Here is a 14,843-nt window from a genome sequence, read left to right on the forward strand (position 1 = left end):
TGAACCCTGTGGAAATCCAGATGCCGACTTAAAGCAAACAAGGTAAGTTGGCATGGTGACCCCCTCCGTGATGCCTGCCATTGACCGTGCCCCCGGAATCTCCAAGGAGATCGAGGACGCGGCGTGGTATGTGCTCAGTCCGGCCCTCCAAGGCAAACCGTCAGCCCTGGATGGAAGGACGCTGACGTGGACGGCGGACGCATCCCGGGAACTGCTGGAGCGGCTCGAACGGGGAGTGGCGGATTCCAAGGCTCCGATGATGACCAACCTGCGGCAGAACCTTGAGGGCGCTTCCCGCGAGGCCAAGCTGCTGGCGGTTGAGCTGCTGTTCCTGCAGTCGTTGCCGTTGGCCCACGAGGTCAAGTCGCTCCGGGTCAAGCGCGCGCGTGTTGCCGAGGCCGCCTCATGGGTGGAGCCAGCCATCGAGCTGCCCGAAGAGCTCTATGAGGGCATGACGGACCACGGCGTGATCCGGGACCGCACGGCTGAGTTCAACTGGACCATTTGGGACCACCTGGTGTGGCTGTGCCGCTTCGTGGAGCACGTGGACAGCCAGAGCACGGAGACCATCAGCGGGGCCCTGTCCGATCCCCTGAAGTTCCACGAGCTGGCCGTCGGTACGCCCGAGGACCAGCCCGCCCTCCGGCGCAGCATCGAGTACCTCGTGTGGCCCAGCTACTTCGAACCAGTGGTGGCTGACGTGGAGCGCCGCGAAATCCGTGACGCCTTCGCTTCCTTGGTGGGCGGGGCCGGCGGCGACACTGAGGAAGACATCACCGCGGACATCCACCGGATCCGGCTCCACCTGGATGAGCAGGCGGGGCAGCGGATCGACTGGTACTCCCGCCAGCTCGTGAGCCAGTGGCGCAAGGTGGGCGACCCGGGCCGCCGGTCGTGGCTGCTGCGCACGCACCACGACAATGCCGACCTGCTCGCAGGATGGCTTGGAGAAGAAAAAGCCACGCTGGATGTGGAGCACCTCCGTTCCTTGGACGCCGGAGTCACCGCCGGCGTGGTCCAGCATGCCGTTGACGAGGATTGCAAGCACCTTGGCTACGTGGAGCGCGAGGACACCAAGACTGCCGTCTTCGCCTTCCTCACCGTCATGAAGCCCGGCGACCTTACCCTCTACCAGAACGGTGGCCGCGTGCGCGTCGGCGTCGTCCTTGGCGAACCGGATGAGGACAACCGCCGGATCCGCCGCAAGGTCCGCTGGTTCGACGACAGCTACGCCATCACCGAACTGCCGCGCCACGCCCAGCGGCAGCTGTCCACCCCAGGCATCATTGTGGACGTCACCCGGGTCATCCAGGCACTCCAGGAACTGCTCCCTGTGGAAGCCGAAACCGATGGCGAGGATGAAGCGCCCCCGACTGTCGCCGTCGACGTTGTCCAGCAGGGCTTCCGTCCACTGACCGAAGAGTTCGCTGCTTCGCTGCACATGGATCTCGAGCCGCTCGAGGAAATTGCCGAACTCCTCGAGGAGAACCGCCAGTTGGTCCTCTACGGCCCGCCCGGCACCGGCAAGACGTACCTGGCCAAGCACCTTGCGGCCGAACTCGCCGGAGACAGCACGGACGAACGCGTGAAGCTGGTGCAGTTCCACCCGTCGTACGCATATGAGGATTTCTTTGAGGGCTACCGCCCGGACAAGACCGACGACGGCCAGGTTTCCTTCAAACTCGTGGCCGGTCCCTTGCGCCGGCTAGCAGAGGAAGCCGCCAAGCCGGAGAACTCCCACAAACCGTACTTCCTCATCATCGATGAAATGAACCGGGCCAACCTGGCCAAAGTGTTCGGTGAGCTGTACTTCCTGCTCGAGTACCGGGACGACCGCATCTACCTGCAGTACAGCCCCAACGAGCCCTTCAGCTTGCCGGACAACCTGTACATCATCGGCACCATGAACACCGCGGACCGCTCCATCGCCATGATGGATGCGGCCATCCGACGCCGTTTTGCGTTCATTGAGCTCCACCCCAACGTGGAGCCGGTGAAGGGCTCCCTGCGCCGTTTCCTCGAAGCCCGCGGGCTGGACACCCTCAACGCGGACCTCCTGGACGCTCTCAACGAGGCTATCGACGACTGGGACCGGGACCTCATGATCGGGCCGTCGTACTTCATGAAGAACGCTGCCCAGAACCCCACGGGCCTGCGCAGGATCTGGAAGTACGAGCTCATGCCCCTCCTTGAGGAGCACTACCACGGCCAACTGAACCGCGCGCAGCTGGAAGAACGCTTCGGCCTGGACCAGTTGCTGGGACGACTTGCAGCCCGCTAAGGCCATCCCGCCCCGCCCGGGGCGGCCGCCCTCCAGCGCCGCGAATGCCGTGGCGAAACGGGGTCAGGGCAAGCCGACCGGACCACGGCACATCGTCATGGACGAACTGTCCCGCGGCGTGGTGGACAAACTGGACCCCGAGTCGGCGGCGTTCATCAACGCCAGCGGCCTGGCCAAGACGTCGCCCATGGGCATGGGGCTTTACCGGATCGAACCGGCCGGCAAGGTGGGCTCCGTGCGCACCGCCACCGTCCAGCTGGAGGTGCGCCCCAAAGACCGACTGGGCCTGAACCGGCTCCTGTTCCTGCTGAGCTACGCCGGCGACCAAGGCTTTGGCGATCATTCCGTCGAAGCGGTGGAGCACCCGGACCTCTGGAGCGCGCTCGCCGAGTCCCTGGCACAGTTGGCCGATCGAGCCCTGAGCCGCGGGGTCCTGCAGGGATACCTCACCGTGGACGAATCATTGCGGACCGTGAAGGGGCGGATCCGGATTTCGGACCAGATCTCGCGCCGGCCCGGCATGCTGGTCCCGTTGGAAGTCTCCTACGACGAATTCACCGAGGACATCGCCGAGAACCGGATCCTCCGCGCCGCGCTGGAACGCATGACGCAGGTGCCCGGCGTCCGCGCGGACGTCCAGAGCCGCCTGCGGCAGCTCAAGGGAAAGCTCGACGCCGTCACCCGCCTCCAGAGCGGCGCGCCCCTGCCGCCGTGGAAGGCCAGCAGGATGAACCTGCGGTACCACGCGGTGCTCCGCCTGGCCGAAGTAATCCTGCGCAACGCTTCCGCCGAGGCAGGAGAGGGCAAGCAGCAAACAGCGTCCTTCGTGGTGGACATGGCCGAGGTGTTCGAGAACTTCGTGGGCACGGCCCTGCGCCAGGCCATGAGTTACCACCCGGGAGAGATGCGCCTGCAATACGGTGCCTTGCTCAATGAAGCCGTCCGGGACACCGATCGGTTGACCGTCAGGCCGGATGCTGCACATTTCCTGGGCGGACGTCCCGTGGTGGTTTACGACTCCAAATACACGGCGGCCGGTGACGCAGGCGCCTCGCTCAACGCCGATCACTACCAACTGCTGGCCTACTGCACGGCCCTGCGGGTTCCCACGGCGTGGCTCGTGTATGCCGGGCAGGGGGAGATGAAATTGCGGCGGATCCTCAATACGGACATCGATATCGTGGAGTACCCGCTGGACCTCTCCCTGCCACCGCAGGACATCCTGGCCGCCATCACGGACCTCGCCGAACAGTCGTGGGGTGAAGTAGTGCGGCAGGCTGTGGCGGGTCGCGGAAGCGAAGACTAGCCTGAGAAGTACACGTTCCCGGATGGAGGCATGATGGCCCGCAAGAAATCTTGGCGAGACATGAGCACAGGCCAACGCGTGATGTTGATGATCAGCGGTGCGGTGAACCTGACATTGTTGATCGCCGCGCAGCGCAGTTTGGCCAAGACCCCGGATGCGCAGATCAGGGGCAAGAAGGTGTTGTGGCGTGCGGCGTCCTTCATCAACTTCTTTGGTCCCGTGAGCTACTTCCTCTTTGGCCGCCGTCGTGATTCCGGTGCGGTGACGGCCAAGCGCTAAGGCCGGACGCCGCGGCTACGCGGGAACCCTGACCGTAAAGGTGGTTCCGCGTCCCGGTTCGCTTTCCAGTTCTATGCTGCCCCCGTGGGCTTCCACGATTGCCTTGCTGATGGGAAGGCCCAACCCCACGCCCGGAATGGCACTGTTGCGGACTCCGCCTGCCCGGAAGAACTTGGTGAAGACCTCGGACGCTTCTTCTTCTGTCATGCCCATGCCCGTGTCCGAAACCCGGCAGAAGACGTACTCCTGGTCCTCCCAGGCGGCCACCACCACGTCGCCGCCGTCGGGGGAATATTTGATGGCGTTGGAGACCAGGTTGTCCAGCACCTGGGACATCCGGGAGGAATCCACGCGGGCTTCCAGAACAGGAGGCACGTCCACGGACAGCCGGATGCCCGCCTTTGCGGCGCGGGGCTCGGCGGAAGTGACGCTGCTGCGGACCAGTTCAACCACGTCCACGGTGTGGGGTTGGATGGCAATCTGGCCGGACCGCACGGACAGCAGGTCCGAGACCAGGGTGAGAAGCCGCTCGGCGTTGCGGCGGACGATGTCCAATTGCATCCGGTACTTCGGATCAAGGCCGTGGGGATCGTCCAGGATCAATTCCACGTAGCCAAGGATGGACGTCAAAGGCGTCCGGAACTCGTGGGAGACGTTGGCTACGAAGTCGTCCTTGGCTGCCAGGGCGTTGACCAGTTCGGTGACGTCGTTGAACACCACCACGGAGCCGGCGAACTTTCCGTCGTGATCCACCATGGGCCTGGCGCTCGCGGTGAAGGCGCGCTGCTCCTGCCCGCTGCCGAGCCACACCAGCTGGTCCGTGAACCGTTCGCCCAAGACGGCACGGCGTACGGGACGCTGGTCTGCCGGCAGGGGAGTGGTCCGGTCCGTGTCGAAGACCAGCAGTTCGGCCTCGTTGGGATCCGGGTTGTCCGGCGGCGTTGCGAGGCTGTGGCTTTGGCGCTGGCGGCGGTTCATGAGGATGTCGTGGCCCTCACCGTCGACGGCAACGACTCCCAAGGGGAGGGCTTCCATGACGGTGTTCAGGAGCCGCTCCTGCTTGGTACTGGCGTCCAGCGCTTCCTTCAGCGCCTGGTCCTTCTCCTCCATGGCCCGCTGCTGCCGCATCATGCTCAGCGTGAGAACGCTGACAGACACCCCGATGCCCACGATCAGGATGGGGAAGAGGAGCGGCTTGGTGAGGCTCTGCTCTGTAACGGCGTCCCGCAGGAAAAGCGGCACCCACACGATGGCCAAGGGGCCCAGGAAGGACAAGGCGATGGCCAGCCTCGGGTACAGACCGGAGGCACACAGCCAGATGACCGGCAGGACCACCAGGACGCTGAGGCCGGTGAGCGCATCCTGGCCACCTTCGCGTCCGAAACCAATGGAAACTATGTCAAGGATAGGGATGGCCAGGAAACTCGGGAAGGGCAGTTTGTGCCACGGAACGGCGATGCAGAGACCCAACAGCAGTGCCTGGCTGAGCAGGAACACCAAAAAGAGCGGGTTGTCCAGGGTGGCGGGGAAGAACAGCCACACAAGGATCGCGGAGAGACAGACGCATACCGAGAGAGGCAGTTGGCTCAGGATGACGCGCATGCGCAGGGTGTGCTCGTGAAACGACCGCCGAAAGACCAGCAGATTCTTCTTTTCGCCCAAATCCCAGATGGTCGGGTTGGTCATGGCGCAACCCGCGGGGAGGCGGAAGAAAGTCTGTTCATGAGATCAGCCTAACCATAATGGTTATACTTCGAAGGGTTATCTAAGGGGGCTGAGGGGCAACGATGAGTGAAGTACGTGTGGGGCTGGTTATTGAGGACGACCAGGATATACGCGAATTGGTACGTGTGGTTCTTTCGCAGGCCGGGTTTGATGTCCACGTTGCCTCCACGGGATCGGCCGGTGTCTCCTCTGCCCGGGAACTAAACCCCGACGTTATTACCCTTGACCTGGGCCTCCCGGACATCGATGGGTTCGAGGTTGCCCGGCAGATCCGGAAAACCTCCGATGCGTACATCATCATGCTGACGGCCCGCGCCGAGGAGCTTGATACCCTCATGGGGCTCGAGGCCGGTGGCGACGATTACCTCACCAAGCCGTTCCGGCCCCGCGAGCTGCGCGCCCGGGTGGAGGCCATGATGCGCAGGCCACGGTCGTCGTCGGACTCCAAGGCCGCTGCGGAAGAGGCGGATCCCGAGGTGACCCACAACGGACTGGCCGTTTCCGCGGGTTCCCGTACCGCCGTCTTGAACGGCACGGAGTTGAAGCTGACCCGTACGGAATTCGACCTCCTGGTTGCCCTGCTGGAAACCGGGCGGATCGTGCGGACCAAGGCGGACCTCGCCCGGCGCCTGCGGAACGAGCCTTACGACGTCGGCTCCTACGTCAGTGACGCGGACGAGCGCGCCGTGGAAGTACACATGGGCAACCTGCGCAAGAAGTTGGGCGACAGCATTCAGAGCCCCCGCTGGCTGGAAACAGTCCGCGGCGTGGGCTACCGTCTGGCGCCTGCCTCGACGAACTAGGGTAGCGGGAGGGGTTCCGCGGAGATCACGGGGTGGTCCGCGTCCGGCCGGCTTAAACCCGGACCGTCGTCGAAGAACTCCGCGTTGGCCCTCACGTAGTCGGCCCACTCGTCCGGGACATCCTCGGAGAAGTAAATGGCTTCGACCGGGCAGACGGGGTCGCACGCACCGCAATCCACGCATTCGGACGGATGGATGTAGAGGGAACGCGCGCCCTCGTAGATGCAATCCACAGGGCACTCGTTGATGCAGGCCTTGTCTTTCACATCCACGCAGGGCTGCGCGATCACATAGCTCATGTTTTGCTACACGCCCGTGTAGACGGTCTTGCCCCACGTGAAGAACTCCAGGGCGGACCGGCCTTGTTCGCGGAACGTGTTGGTGGAGGAGTCCTTGACGCCGCCGAACGGCACGTTGAGGTCCAGGCCGGCCGTGGGACGGTTGACCTTGACCACACCGGCTTGTGCGCGGGCAGCGAAGTCCGTGGCCAACGCCAGGGAATCGGTGCAGATACCTGCGGTCAGTCCGTAGCGGGAGTCGTTGATGGCTGCCAACCCGGCCTCGTAATCGGGGACTTCCAGCACGGCGACTACAGGGCCAAAGATTTCCTCGGTCACCGCGGCATCGTCGAACGGAAGGTCGGTGAGGATCGCCGCCGGGAAGAACAACGCGCCGGAGGCGTCGCCGTCGTACTGTCCGTGCAGGAGCGTCGCGCCGCGTTCGACGGCGGTACGCACCGCTGCCTGGTCCTGCTCGAACTGCTGCCGGCTCACCACGGCACCCATCCGGGCACCGCCCGAATCAGCTTTGCCGAGCCCGTCGCCGGCGGTGTACGCCGCGGCCTCCCTGACGAGCTCTTCAAGGAACGCCTCCCGGATCCCGGGGGTCACGTACACCCGCGAGGTTGCCGTGCAGGCCTGGCCCGTGAGTCCGAACGCACCGGCGGCGACCACCTGGGCCGCCTTGCGGGGATCGGCGTCGTCCAGCACCAGGACGCCGTTCTTGCCACCCATCTCCAGCTGCACGCGGGCTCGACGGGCGTTGAGGATTTCCTGCAGCGCGAGGCCCACGTTGGTGGAGCCAGTGAAGGAGAGTCCGGCGATGCGGGGATCACGGGCCAGGGCATCGCCCACCACGCGGCCCTTGCCGTGGACCACGTTGAACACACCATCCGGGAGCCCGGCGTCCTGGAGCGCCCGGGCCAGGTGCGTTGCGGACAACGGGGTGAGCTCAGCGGGCTTGATCACCACGGTGTTGCCGCTGATCATGGCAGGGGCGGTCTTCCATGCCGGGATGGCGATGGGGAAGTTCCATGGAGTAATCAGGCCAACTACTCCCAATGCTTCGCGGCGGGTGGTGATGGTGGTGTCCGGAAGTCCGCTCGGAAGCACTTCGCCGGTGGCGGCCCAGCCCAGGGAGCCGAAGAAGCGCAACACGTCCGAAGCGCGCTTCACCTCGCCTTTGGCCTCGGCGAGGGTCTTGCCCTCTTCCCGGACCAGGTCCTCGGCGATGGCGGCCTGCCGCTCGATGAGCAGGTTGCCGGCGGCGATGAGGATGGCGCCGCGGGAGGGCGCGGGCAGTGCCGCCCACGCGGGCTGTGCGGCGGTTGCGGCGGTGATGGCGGCGTCCACGTCCTCGGCCGTGCCGCTCGGGGAGAGGGCCGCGAGTTCGCCCGGCCGTGCCGGGTTCATCCGTTCCGTGGTGGCTTCGCCGAGCCATTGGCCGTTGATGAGGTGCTGGGCAGTGGTGGTTGCCTCAGCCGTCAGGGTGGTTTCGAACGCTGTTGAAGTCATGGCAAGTCCTTAAAGTGTGTGGGTTCAGAGGCTGCGGATCAGGCCGCCGTCGCACCGGAGTGCCACGCCGGTGATGTACGACGCCGGTGCGCTGCACAGGAAGGCGGCTGCGGCACCGAACTCGGCGGGTTCTCCATAACGGCGGGCCGGGATGGTTTTCCGGGACTCGAGTTGGATGTCCTCCAGCGTGGTGGCGCGACGCTTCGCGGCGGCCTGGTCCAGTTGGGTGACGCGGTCCGTTGCGATCCGGCCTGGCAGGAGCAGATTGACCGTGACCTCGTCCAAAGCCACTTCTGCTGCAAGGGTTTTGAGGTAGCCGGCCAAGGCGGCCCGTCCCGTGTTGGAGACCGCGAGGTTAGGAAGGGGAGCGGTCACTCCACTGGAACCAATCGCGAGGATGCGGCCCCAGCGGCGCTCCCGCATCCCGGGCAGGACCCGCGAGACCAGGGCGTGGTGCGGTTTGACCAGAAGATCGAAGGCCGCGGCCATCTCCTCGGAACTGAGGGTGGCAGCCGCGCCGGGCTTGGGACCGGGGCCGTTGAGCACCAGGATGTCGATCGGCCCAAGGTTCGCTACGGTCTGGTCCACCGCTGACTCGATGCCCTCATCCGTGGCCAGATCCGCCTCGACGGCAACGGCGTCGAAGCCTGCACTGCCCAGGACCCCCGTGCCGTAGGCGGCCTGGAGTTCGGCAACGATCTCCTTGGCCCGGTCCCGCCTGCGTCCAACCACTGCCACCCGGACCCCCTCGGAGGCGAGTGCGCGGGCCACGGCCAGGCCGAGGCCTCCCGTGGACGCTGCAACCAGCGCGGTCTTTCCTGCGATTCCGAGGTCCATCAGATGCTCCCCACAGTTGCCCGGGAGTCCAGCGCGGCAGCGGCTTCCTCCAGATGCATACGCATGGAGGAGCGAAGCACTTCCGGGAAGGCGGCCGATGGTGCGCGGACGCCGGAGTCCTTGATGAGTCCGCGCTCGCGGAAGCATTCCTTGCGCATGGCCAGCGCCACCTTGGCTTGCTGTTCAAAGTTGATCAACGGCAGATAGGGCAGCAATTCGCGCTGTGCTGCCTCGTAGCCGTCCGTTTGCCACGCCCGGACGCACGCGACGAGTGCCTCGGGGTAGGAGAACCCGGTCATGGCACCTGCGGCACCGGACACGAGTTCGTCCAGGAGTCCTTGCCCGCCGAGCCCACCAAAGATGGAAACCTCGACGGCGGCACTTAGCTCAGCGATCGCAACACTCGTAGGCGGGGCCTCGGCTTTGACGGCGATGACGTAGCTGCAGGCGTTGACCACCGCGGCCAACGCCGTGGCGGAGATGCTGACCCCGCTGGCCAGCGGATAATCCTGCAGGACAACCTGGGCGCCTGTGGCCCGGTGGATGGCGTCCAGGTGGGCAATGACGGTTTCGGGGCGTGCCGAGTTGGCCTGGACCATGACGGCCGCGAGGCGGTTGCTGGCGGCGTCCTGGGCGGCGAGGACTTCCTCGATGGCGGGCCTGGTGGCGAGCGCGGTCACGCCGACCACCAAAGGAAGAGTGGTGCTTTCGACGACGGTTTCCAGGACGTGGCGGCGTTCCTCCGGGGTCAGCGCTGCTGCTTCGCCGAAGACCCCGAGCACGGTTAGCCCGGTGGCCCCGATAGCCTGGTAGTGCTCCACGAGTTCGGCCAGGCTGTCCAGGTCCACGTCGAGGGTGCTGCCCTGGAAGGGCGTGGCGACGACGCCCCAAACCCCGCCGGGAAGACTGGTCCGGAGGCTGTTTTTGGGCGCAGGGGACTGCGGCATGGTTGGTTCCTTTCAGTGCGGGACGGGGGTGGGGGAGGTGGAGGGACGGTCTAGCGTCCAGGCCACACCGGCGGACGCTTCTCCTGGAACGCCCTGACCCCTTCAGCGGAATCTTCGCTGTCCAGGGCTGCCATGAGGGCCGGCAACCGGAGTCCGCGGGCCTCCGGGGCGGTGAGATGGGAGGTCCGGGTCACCATCTGCTTCACTGCACGGACCGACGTGGGTGCACAGGCGACGATCTGTTCCACCCAGCGCTGCACGGCCTGGTCGAGTTCTTCAGCGGGGACTACCTCGTTGACCAGGCCCATGGACTGCATCTCGGCGGCGTCGGCTTTGCGGCCGGTCAACAACATCCCCATGGCCTGCGTGTACGGGACCCGCCTGACCAATTGGTGGATACCGCCGTCGAGCGCCAACCGCCCGACGCGCGGCTCCGTCAAGCCGAACTTCGCGCTGGAGGCAGCCACCACGATGTCCGCGCCGAGGACGATTTCCATGCCGCCGCCCAGGGCGTAGCCGTTGACGCGGGCAATGACGGGGACGTCCAGGGTGGTGCGGAGGCTCATTCCGCCGAAGCCGTTGGGGTCCAGGCCGGCCCAGTATTCAAGGCCGGTTTTATCCACGGCGTCGGCCGACATGTCAGCACCAACACAGAAGGCCCGCGTACCGGCGCCGGTCACCACCACGGCCCGCACGGAGGGATCTGCCTCCAGCCGGTCCCAGATCTCGTTGAGCCTGGCGTGGGTGGTCCCGTCCACGGCGTTGAGGACGTGCTGCCGGTCGATGGTTACTGTCGCGACGCCGTCGTTGATGGCCAGGGTGACGGTGTCCACGGGTGCGTCAACAGCCACGCTCATCGCAGGACCCCCAACTGCCGGAGCCGCTCGATTGTCGCTGCGTCGAAGCCGTTCTCCAACAGGACCTCCACGTTGTGCTCGCCCAAGCGGGGTGCAGCGCGGCGGATGGACGGGGGAGTTGCCGAGAGCCGGATGGGTGCGTTGAGCATCCGTACGGTTCCCACCGAGGGGTGTTCGGCCTCGACGATCATGCCGTTGGCCTCGGTCTGGGCATCGGCAAGAGCCTGCTCCAAAGTGTGGACCGGAGCGTTGAGCAGTCCCTGGTCCTCAAGCTTTGCAGTCCAGTATTCGGTGCTGTTGGTGGCGAACTGCTCGCGGAAGATTGCCTGCAGCGCGGGCTTGTTCTTGAACTGCTGCTCCAGCGTGGCGAAGCCTGGCCGCTCGGTGAGGTCTTCGTCGAGTTCCAGGGCCTCGGAGATGCGGGCCAGTGGATCGGGGGTGAACCCGCCCACCATGCACACGGCACCATCGGTGGTTTCAAAGACGCCGCTCAGCGGCATGGCTCCCCAGTTGACCTCATAGCCGCGGTTGAGCTGCATGCACGCTTCCTGCATTTGCAGGTGCAGCATGGAGTCGTACATGGTCACTTCCACCTTTTGTCCCACACCGGTGGCTTCGCGCGTGCGCAGGGCCAGCAGGATGCCCTGCATGAGGTGCATGCCCGTGATGTAGTCGCACAGGGTGGTGGGGTAGATGGCGGGCTTGGTGTCCTCGGACTCGCGCCGCCACATCACGCCCGAGTAGGCCTGGGCAATCGCGTCCTGTCCGCCCTTGTGCGAGTAGGGACCTTCGGGGCCGAAGCCGGTGCCCGAAGCCCAGATGATGCCCGGGTTCTTGGCTTTTAGGTCCTCGTAGCCGAAGCCCATCCGCTCCATGACACCTGAACGGAAGTTGCTGACCACCACGTCCGCGTCGGCCATGAGCCGGTGCAGCACTTCGCGGCCTTCGACGGTGCGGGTGTCCACGGAGACGCTGCGCTTGTTCCGGTTGATGGACAGGAAGATGGGGTTGTCCTGGCCGTCCTGGTCCGGGAAGGAGTTGCGCGAGATGTCACCGGCGACGGGGCGTTCCACCTTGATGATGTCGGCGCCGTAGTCGCCCAGGAGCTGGGTGGCCGACGGTCCCATGAACACCTGCGTGAAGTCCACGATCTTGATGCCGTCCAACGGGAGCGGCACGGGTGCCGGGGCCGCTGCGGTGCGGGCCGCCGTCGTGCTTTCAGTCTTTTCTGCAGTCATGAGGCTCATGCCGGCACCACTGCGTCGGAGTCGATGGTGGCGTTCGACGACGGGACGTCACCAGGGTCGGCACCGTGCCGGCGCATACCCAGCTGGATGTCCGCTGCCGCGACATCGCGGACCAGGATGTTGTTTTCGACGGCGAGGGCTGCTGCGACGCCCACGGCCTGGCCCATGGCCATGCAGGGCGGGATCTCGCGGGACATCTTCTGTGCTTCAGGGGAGGCGGAGTAGTGGCGCCCGGCGACCAAGAGCTGGTCCACTTCCTTGGGCAGGAGGGAGCGGTACGGGTAGTAGTAGTCGCGGCCGCGGGCCACGGTGTCTTCGAAGTGGCGGCGCTGGGTAACGTCGTCCTTGGTCATGACGTATTCGCCCTGCAGGAGCCGGGTCTGGCGGACGCCCATCTGGGAGGCGACGTCAAGCATGTAGCAGTTCTCGAAGCCGGGCAGGTTGGCGCGGACGTAGTCCACGGCCTCGGAGATCCTGTCCCGGGCGGCGAATTCGGCGGCGGTCATGTCGGCCGGGTCCACGCCGTCGAAGCCGGTCATGTGCGGGGCGTTGCACCACACCACGCCTTCGATGGGGGTCTTGAGCCACCACAGTTCCCAAGCGCCGCCGAGGATCCGCTTGATCTTGCGGTTGATGGCGCGGGCTTCCTTGGGGTTGGCCTGTTCGAAGGCTTCTGCCGCGTTGGTGTCCACATTGCCCAGCCGGAAGACCAGCGTGGTGAGGTAGTTGTCCTTGGCGTAGCTGGCGCCGGCACGGGAAGCGACGTCGATGTCGCCGGTGGTGTCGATGACGACGTCGGCCGTAAAGGCCTGCGGTCCGGACTTCGTTTCGCAGATGACGCCCTTGATCACGCCGTTGTCCACGATCGGGCGGGAGAACCAGGAGTGCAGGCGAAGGTCCACGCCGGCTTCGCGGACGAGGTCGTTGGAGACGCGCTTCCAGCCGTCGGGATCGAAGGCTGCCGCGTAGCAGATGGGCTTCGGGTTGGTGTGGGAGTGGAAGTCGAAAGTGCCGTAGCGGCCCCACTTGTTCCAGAGTTCCTCGGAGGTCTTGCGGTCATCCGCAGGCGGGACGATCGCCAGGCCGAGCTTCTGGAGGCGCTCAACGTATTCGGAAACGATGCCGGTGACGGTGATTTCCTGACCGTTGATCATGTCGTCCAGCACCAGTACCATGCCGCCGGAAGCGAGCCCGCCAAGGGAGGAGTAGCGCTCCAAGAGGGTGACCTTGGCGCCGGAGCGGGCCGCGGTGACTGCTGCTGCCACACCTGCGGGGCCGCCGCCGACGACGAGTACATCGGAACGGGAGATGACCGGGGCGGTGAGATCCGCCGTCGTGGTGCTGAGTTCGAGGGAGTTCATGGTGAGGTCCTTACTTGCCGACGAAAATGCCGTTGGTGCGGCGTGCGACGAGGTAGAAAACGATGCTGAGGATGGACAGGACGGCCACGTAGACCGGGAAGATCCAGGTGAGGTTCAGGGACTGGAACCAAACCAGAAGGTAGGAAGCGGTGCCGCCGAAGACTGCCACGCCGATGCCGTAACCAAGGGCGACGCCTGTGCCGCGGATGTTCTTGGGCATCAGGGAGGAGCTGACCACGTTGTAGAGGGTCATGTTGAGCACCAGGACAATCGAGCCGCCCAGGAGGACTGCTGCGAACCCGCCGATGCCCGGTTGGACGTAGAGCAGCATGAGGAACACTGAGGGAATGGCCAGGACGCGGGTCACCAGGAACCACTTGGACATGGCCTTGCCGTCGGCGAGCTTGCCGATCACCCAGGATCCGACGACGAGGATGGCGCCCAGGATGGTGGTGAGGGCGAACACCGCGGTGGGGTCTTCCTTGAATCCGCTGCGTGCTGCGCTGGGAAGGCCGACGTTCCAGGCGTAGTTGTAGGCCTGTGCGGCGCCCACCACGAAGATGATGGCCAGGACGGAGAGCCAGTGCTTGCCCACGCCCTTCCAGACGGCACGGGGAGTGTTGGTGGCCATTTCCTCGGCCTTGAGGGTCTCCGGGAGGGAGCGCCGCAGGTAGAGGACCACGAAGCCGAAGAGTGCGCCGATGATGAACGGGACGCGCCATCCCCCATTCGCCCATGGCAGCGCCGCCGATCACGAGGCTGCAAAGGAAGCTGACCAGGGAGGCCATGAGGATGCCGATGTTGACGTAGAAGGACATGATGCCGGCCACGTAGCCTTCGCGGCCTTCGGGTGCCAGTTCCACGGCGTGGGAGGTGGAGAGTGGAGCCTCGATGCCGGTGGAGATGCCCTGCAGGACGCGGCAGGCCAACAGGATGATGCCGGCCCAGGCGCCGATGGTGGCGTAGCTCGGGGTGATGGCGATGACCAGCGTTGTTCCGGCCATGAGCATGATGGACAGGAGCATCACCCGGCGCCGGCCAATGCGGTCCGCCAGGGTTCCCAGCAGGATGCCGCCGAGCGGCCGGAACGCGAATCCGACCGCGAACACGGCCAAAGCGTTCAATGTTGCGGACAGGGGATCGGTGTTCGGGAAGAAGTTGGGTCCGATGAAGGCGGACAGGAGGCCGAAGACCATCCAGTCGTACCATTCCAAGGCGTTGCCGAGGCCCAGGCCCAGGAGGCCTTTGCGGACTTCGGGGGAGAACTTGGCCTTCTTGACGGGGGCAGTTGTACTGGGTTTTGGTGAGGGGACGGCGTTGTCCGTTTGGATGTCGAGCATGGAGGTTTCCTTACGCTCACGCCCGGGAGGGCGTAAAAGGGTATGACGCAGGAACGCCCGTTGAAGG

At 65.4% G+C, this 14,843-nt stretch carries 12 protein-coding genes and 1 pseudogene; 4 read left to right on the plus strand and 9 right to left on the minus strand.

Translation table 11 applies throughout. The features are described 5' to 3' along the window. The first annotated feature begins 52 nt into the window (after positions 1 to 52). The 3 genes from ACIPV6_RS14355 (at position 53) to ACIPV6_RS14365 (ending at position 3,866) form a co-directional block, all read left to right on the plus strand. Positions 53 to 2,281: an McrB family protein gene (locus ACIPV6_RS14355; RefSeq protein WP_400271518.1), complete on the plus strand. Its 2,229-nt coding sequence runs from the start codon at positions 53 to 55 to the stop codon at positions 2,279 to 2,281. Positions 2,282 to 2,378: 97 nt separating this feature from the next. Further along, positions 2,379 to 3,587: a restriction endonuclease gene (locus tag ACIPV6_RS14360; protein ID WP_400271519.1), complete on the plus strand. Its 1,209-nt coding sequence runs from the start codon at positions 2,379 to 2,381 to the stop codon at positions 3,585 to 3,587. Positions 3,588 to 3,620: 33 nt separating this feature from the next. Continuing rightward, entirely contained in the window at positions 3,621 to 3,866 is a 246-nt protein-coding gene (locus tag ACIPV6_RS14365) for a PLDc N-terminal domain-containing protein (protein WP_397323031.1), read from the plus strand. Positions 3,867 to 3,881: 15 nt separating this feature from the next. Here the strand turns inward: ACIPV6_RS14365 and ACIPV6_RS14370 are convergent, their stop codons facing one another. Next, positions 3,882 to 5,552 carry a sensor histidine kinase gene (locus tag ACIPV6_RS14370; protein ID WP_400271520.1) on the minus strand — a complete coding sequence of 557 codons (1,671 nt, stop codon included), beginning with the start codon at positions 5,550 to 5,552 and terminating at the stop codon, positions 3,882 to 3,884. Between the two features lie 101 nt (positions 5,553 to 5,653). On the opposite strand from ACIPV6_RS14370, the gene ACIPV6_RS14375 reads away from it, so the two are divergent. After that, positions 5,654 to 6,394, plus strand: a complete 741-nt coding sequence (locus ACIPV6_RS14375; RefSeq protein ID WP_400271521.1) for a response regulator transcription factor — start codon at positions 5,654 to 5,656, stop codon at positions 6,392 to 6,394. On the opposite strand, the gene fdxA is transcribed toward ACIPV6_RS14375, so the two are convergent. The 8 genes and pseudogenes from fdxA to ACIPV6_RS14415 form a co-directional block, all read right to left on the minus strand. Further along, positions 6,391 to 6,693 carry a ferredoxin gene (gene fdxA / locus ACIPV6_RS14380; RefSeq protein WP_400271522.1) on the minus strand — a complete coding sequence of 101 codons (303 nt, stop codon included), beginning with the start codon at positions 6,691 to 6,693 and terminating at the stop codon, positions 6,391 to 6,393. The genes ACIPV6_RS14375 and fdxA overlap by 4 nt on opposite strands. A gap of 6 nt (positions 6,694 to 6,699) precedes the next feature. Then, positions 6,700 to 8,187, minus strand: a complete 1,488-nt coding sequence (locus ACIPV6_RS14385; protein WP_400271523.1) for an aldehyde dehydrogenase family protein — start codon at positions 8,185 to 8,187, stop codon at positions 6,700 to 6,702. Positions 8,188 to 8,211: 24 nt separating this feature from the next. Beyond that, complete coding sequence (locus tag ACIPV6_RS14390; RefSeq protein WP_400271524.1) at positions 8,212 to 9,024, minus strand: SDR family oxidoreductase; 813 nt, start codon at positions 9,022 to 9,024, stop codon at positions 8,212 to 8,214. Then, positions 9,024 to 9,971 carry a dihydrodipicolinate synthase family protein gene (locus tag ACIPV6_RS14395; RefSeq protein ID WP_400271525.1) on the minus strand — a complete coding sequence of 316 codons (948 nt, stop codon included), beginning with the start codon at positions 9,969 to 9,971 and terminating at the stop codon, positions 9,024 to 9,026. Before ACIPV6_RS14395 ends, ACIPV6_RS14390 begins: the two co-directional genes overlap by 1 nt. Before the next feature lie 50 nt (positions 9,972 to 10,021). Further along, entirely contained in the window at positions 10,022 to 10,828 is an 807-nt protein-coding gene (locus tag ACIPV6_RS14400; protein WP_400271526.1) for an enoyl-CoA hydratase-related protein, read from the minus strand. Then, positions 10,825 to 12,066 (minus strand): CaiB/BaiF CoA transferase family protein, encoded by a 1,242-nt coding sequence (locus tag ACIPV6_RS14405; protein WP_400271573.1) that lies wholly within the window; start codon positions 12,064 to 12,066, stop codon positions 10,825 to 10,827. The genes ACIPV6_RS14400 and ACIPV6_RS14405 overlap by 4 nt, the downstream gene beginning before the upstream one ends. Before the next feature lie 5 nt (positions 12,067 to 12,071). Next, the gene (locus ACIPV6_RS14410) at positions 12,072 to 13,436 is read right to left on the minus strand and encodes an FAD-dependent oxidoreductase (RefSeq protein WP_400271527.1); all 1,365 of its coding nucleotides are present in this window, start codon (positions 13,434 to 13,436) and stop codon (positions 12,072 to 12,074) included. A gap of 10 nt (positions 13,437 to 13,446) precedes the next feature. Next, positions 13,447 to 14,776, minus strand: a pseudogene (locus tag ACIPV6_RS14415) (MFS transporter). Positions 14,777 to 14,843 lie beyond the last annotated feature (67 nt).

Origin of the sequence: Paenarthrobacter sp. NPDC089988 (assembly GCF_044748465.1) — a bacterium.
GTDB lineage: Bacteria > Actinomycetota > Actinomycetes > Actinomycetales > Micrococcaceae > Arthrobacter.

Excerpts from the sequence above, each read along its gene's own strand:
- ACIPV6_RS14355 (WP_400271518.1), top strand. The coding sequence starts at position 53 with ATGGTGACCCCCTCCGTGATGCCTGCCATTGACCGTGCCCCCGGAATC.
- ACIPV6_RS14360 (WP_400271519.1), top strand. The coding sequence starts at position 2,379 with ATGGACGAACTGTCCCGCGGCGTGGTGGACAAACTGGACCCCGAGTCG.
- ACIPV6_RS14365 (WP_397323031.1), top strand. The coding sequence starts at position 3,621 with ATGGCCCGCAAGAAATCTTGGCGAGACATGAGCACAGGCCAACGCGTG.
- ACIPV6_RS14370 (WP_400271520.1), bottom strand. The coding sequence starts at position 5,552 with ATGACCAACCCGACCATCTGGGATTTGGGCGAAAAGAAGAATCTGCTG.
- ACIPV6_RS14375 (WP_400271521.1), top strand. The coding sequence starts at position 5,654 with ATGAGTGAAGTACGTGTGGGGCTGGTTATTGAGGACGACCAGGATATA.
- fdxA (WP_400271522.1), bottom strand. The coding sequence starts at position 6,693 with ATGAGCTATGTGATCGCGCAGCCCTGCGTGGATGTGAAAGACAAGGCC.
- ACIPV6_RS14385 (WP_400271523.1), bottom strand. The coding sequence starts at position 8,187 with ATGACTTCAACAGCGTTCGAAACCACCCTGACGGCTGAGGCAACCACC.
- ACIPV6_RS14390 (WP_400271524.1), bottom strand. The coding sequence starts at position 9,024 with ATGGACCTCGGAATCGCAGGAAAGACCGCGCTGGTTGCAGCGTCCACG.
- ACIPV6_RS14395 (WP_400271525.1), bottom strand. The coding sequence starts at position 9,971 with ATGCCGCAGTCCCCTGCGCCCAAAAACAGCCTCCGGACCAGTCTTCCC.
- ACIPV6_RS14400 (WP_400271526.1), bottom strand. The coding sequence starts at position 10,828 with ATGAGCGTGGCTGTTGACGCACCCGTGGACACCGTCACCCTGGCCATC.
- ACIPV6_RS14405 (WP_400271573.1), bottom strand. The coding sequence starts at position 12,066 with ATGACTGCAGAAAAGACTGAAAGCACGACGGCGGCCCGCACCGCAGCG.
- ACIPV6_RS14410 (WP_400271527.1), bottom strand. The coding sequence starts at position 13,436 with ATGAACTCCCTCGAACTCAGCACCACGACGGCGGATCTCACCGCCCCG.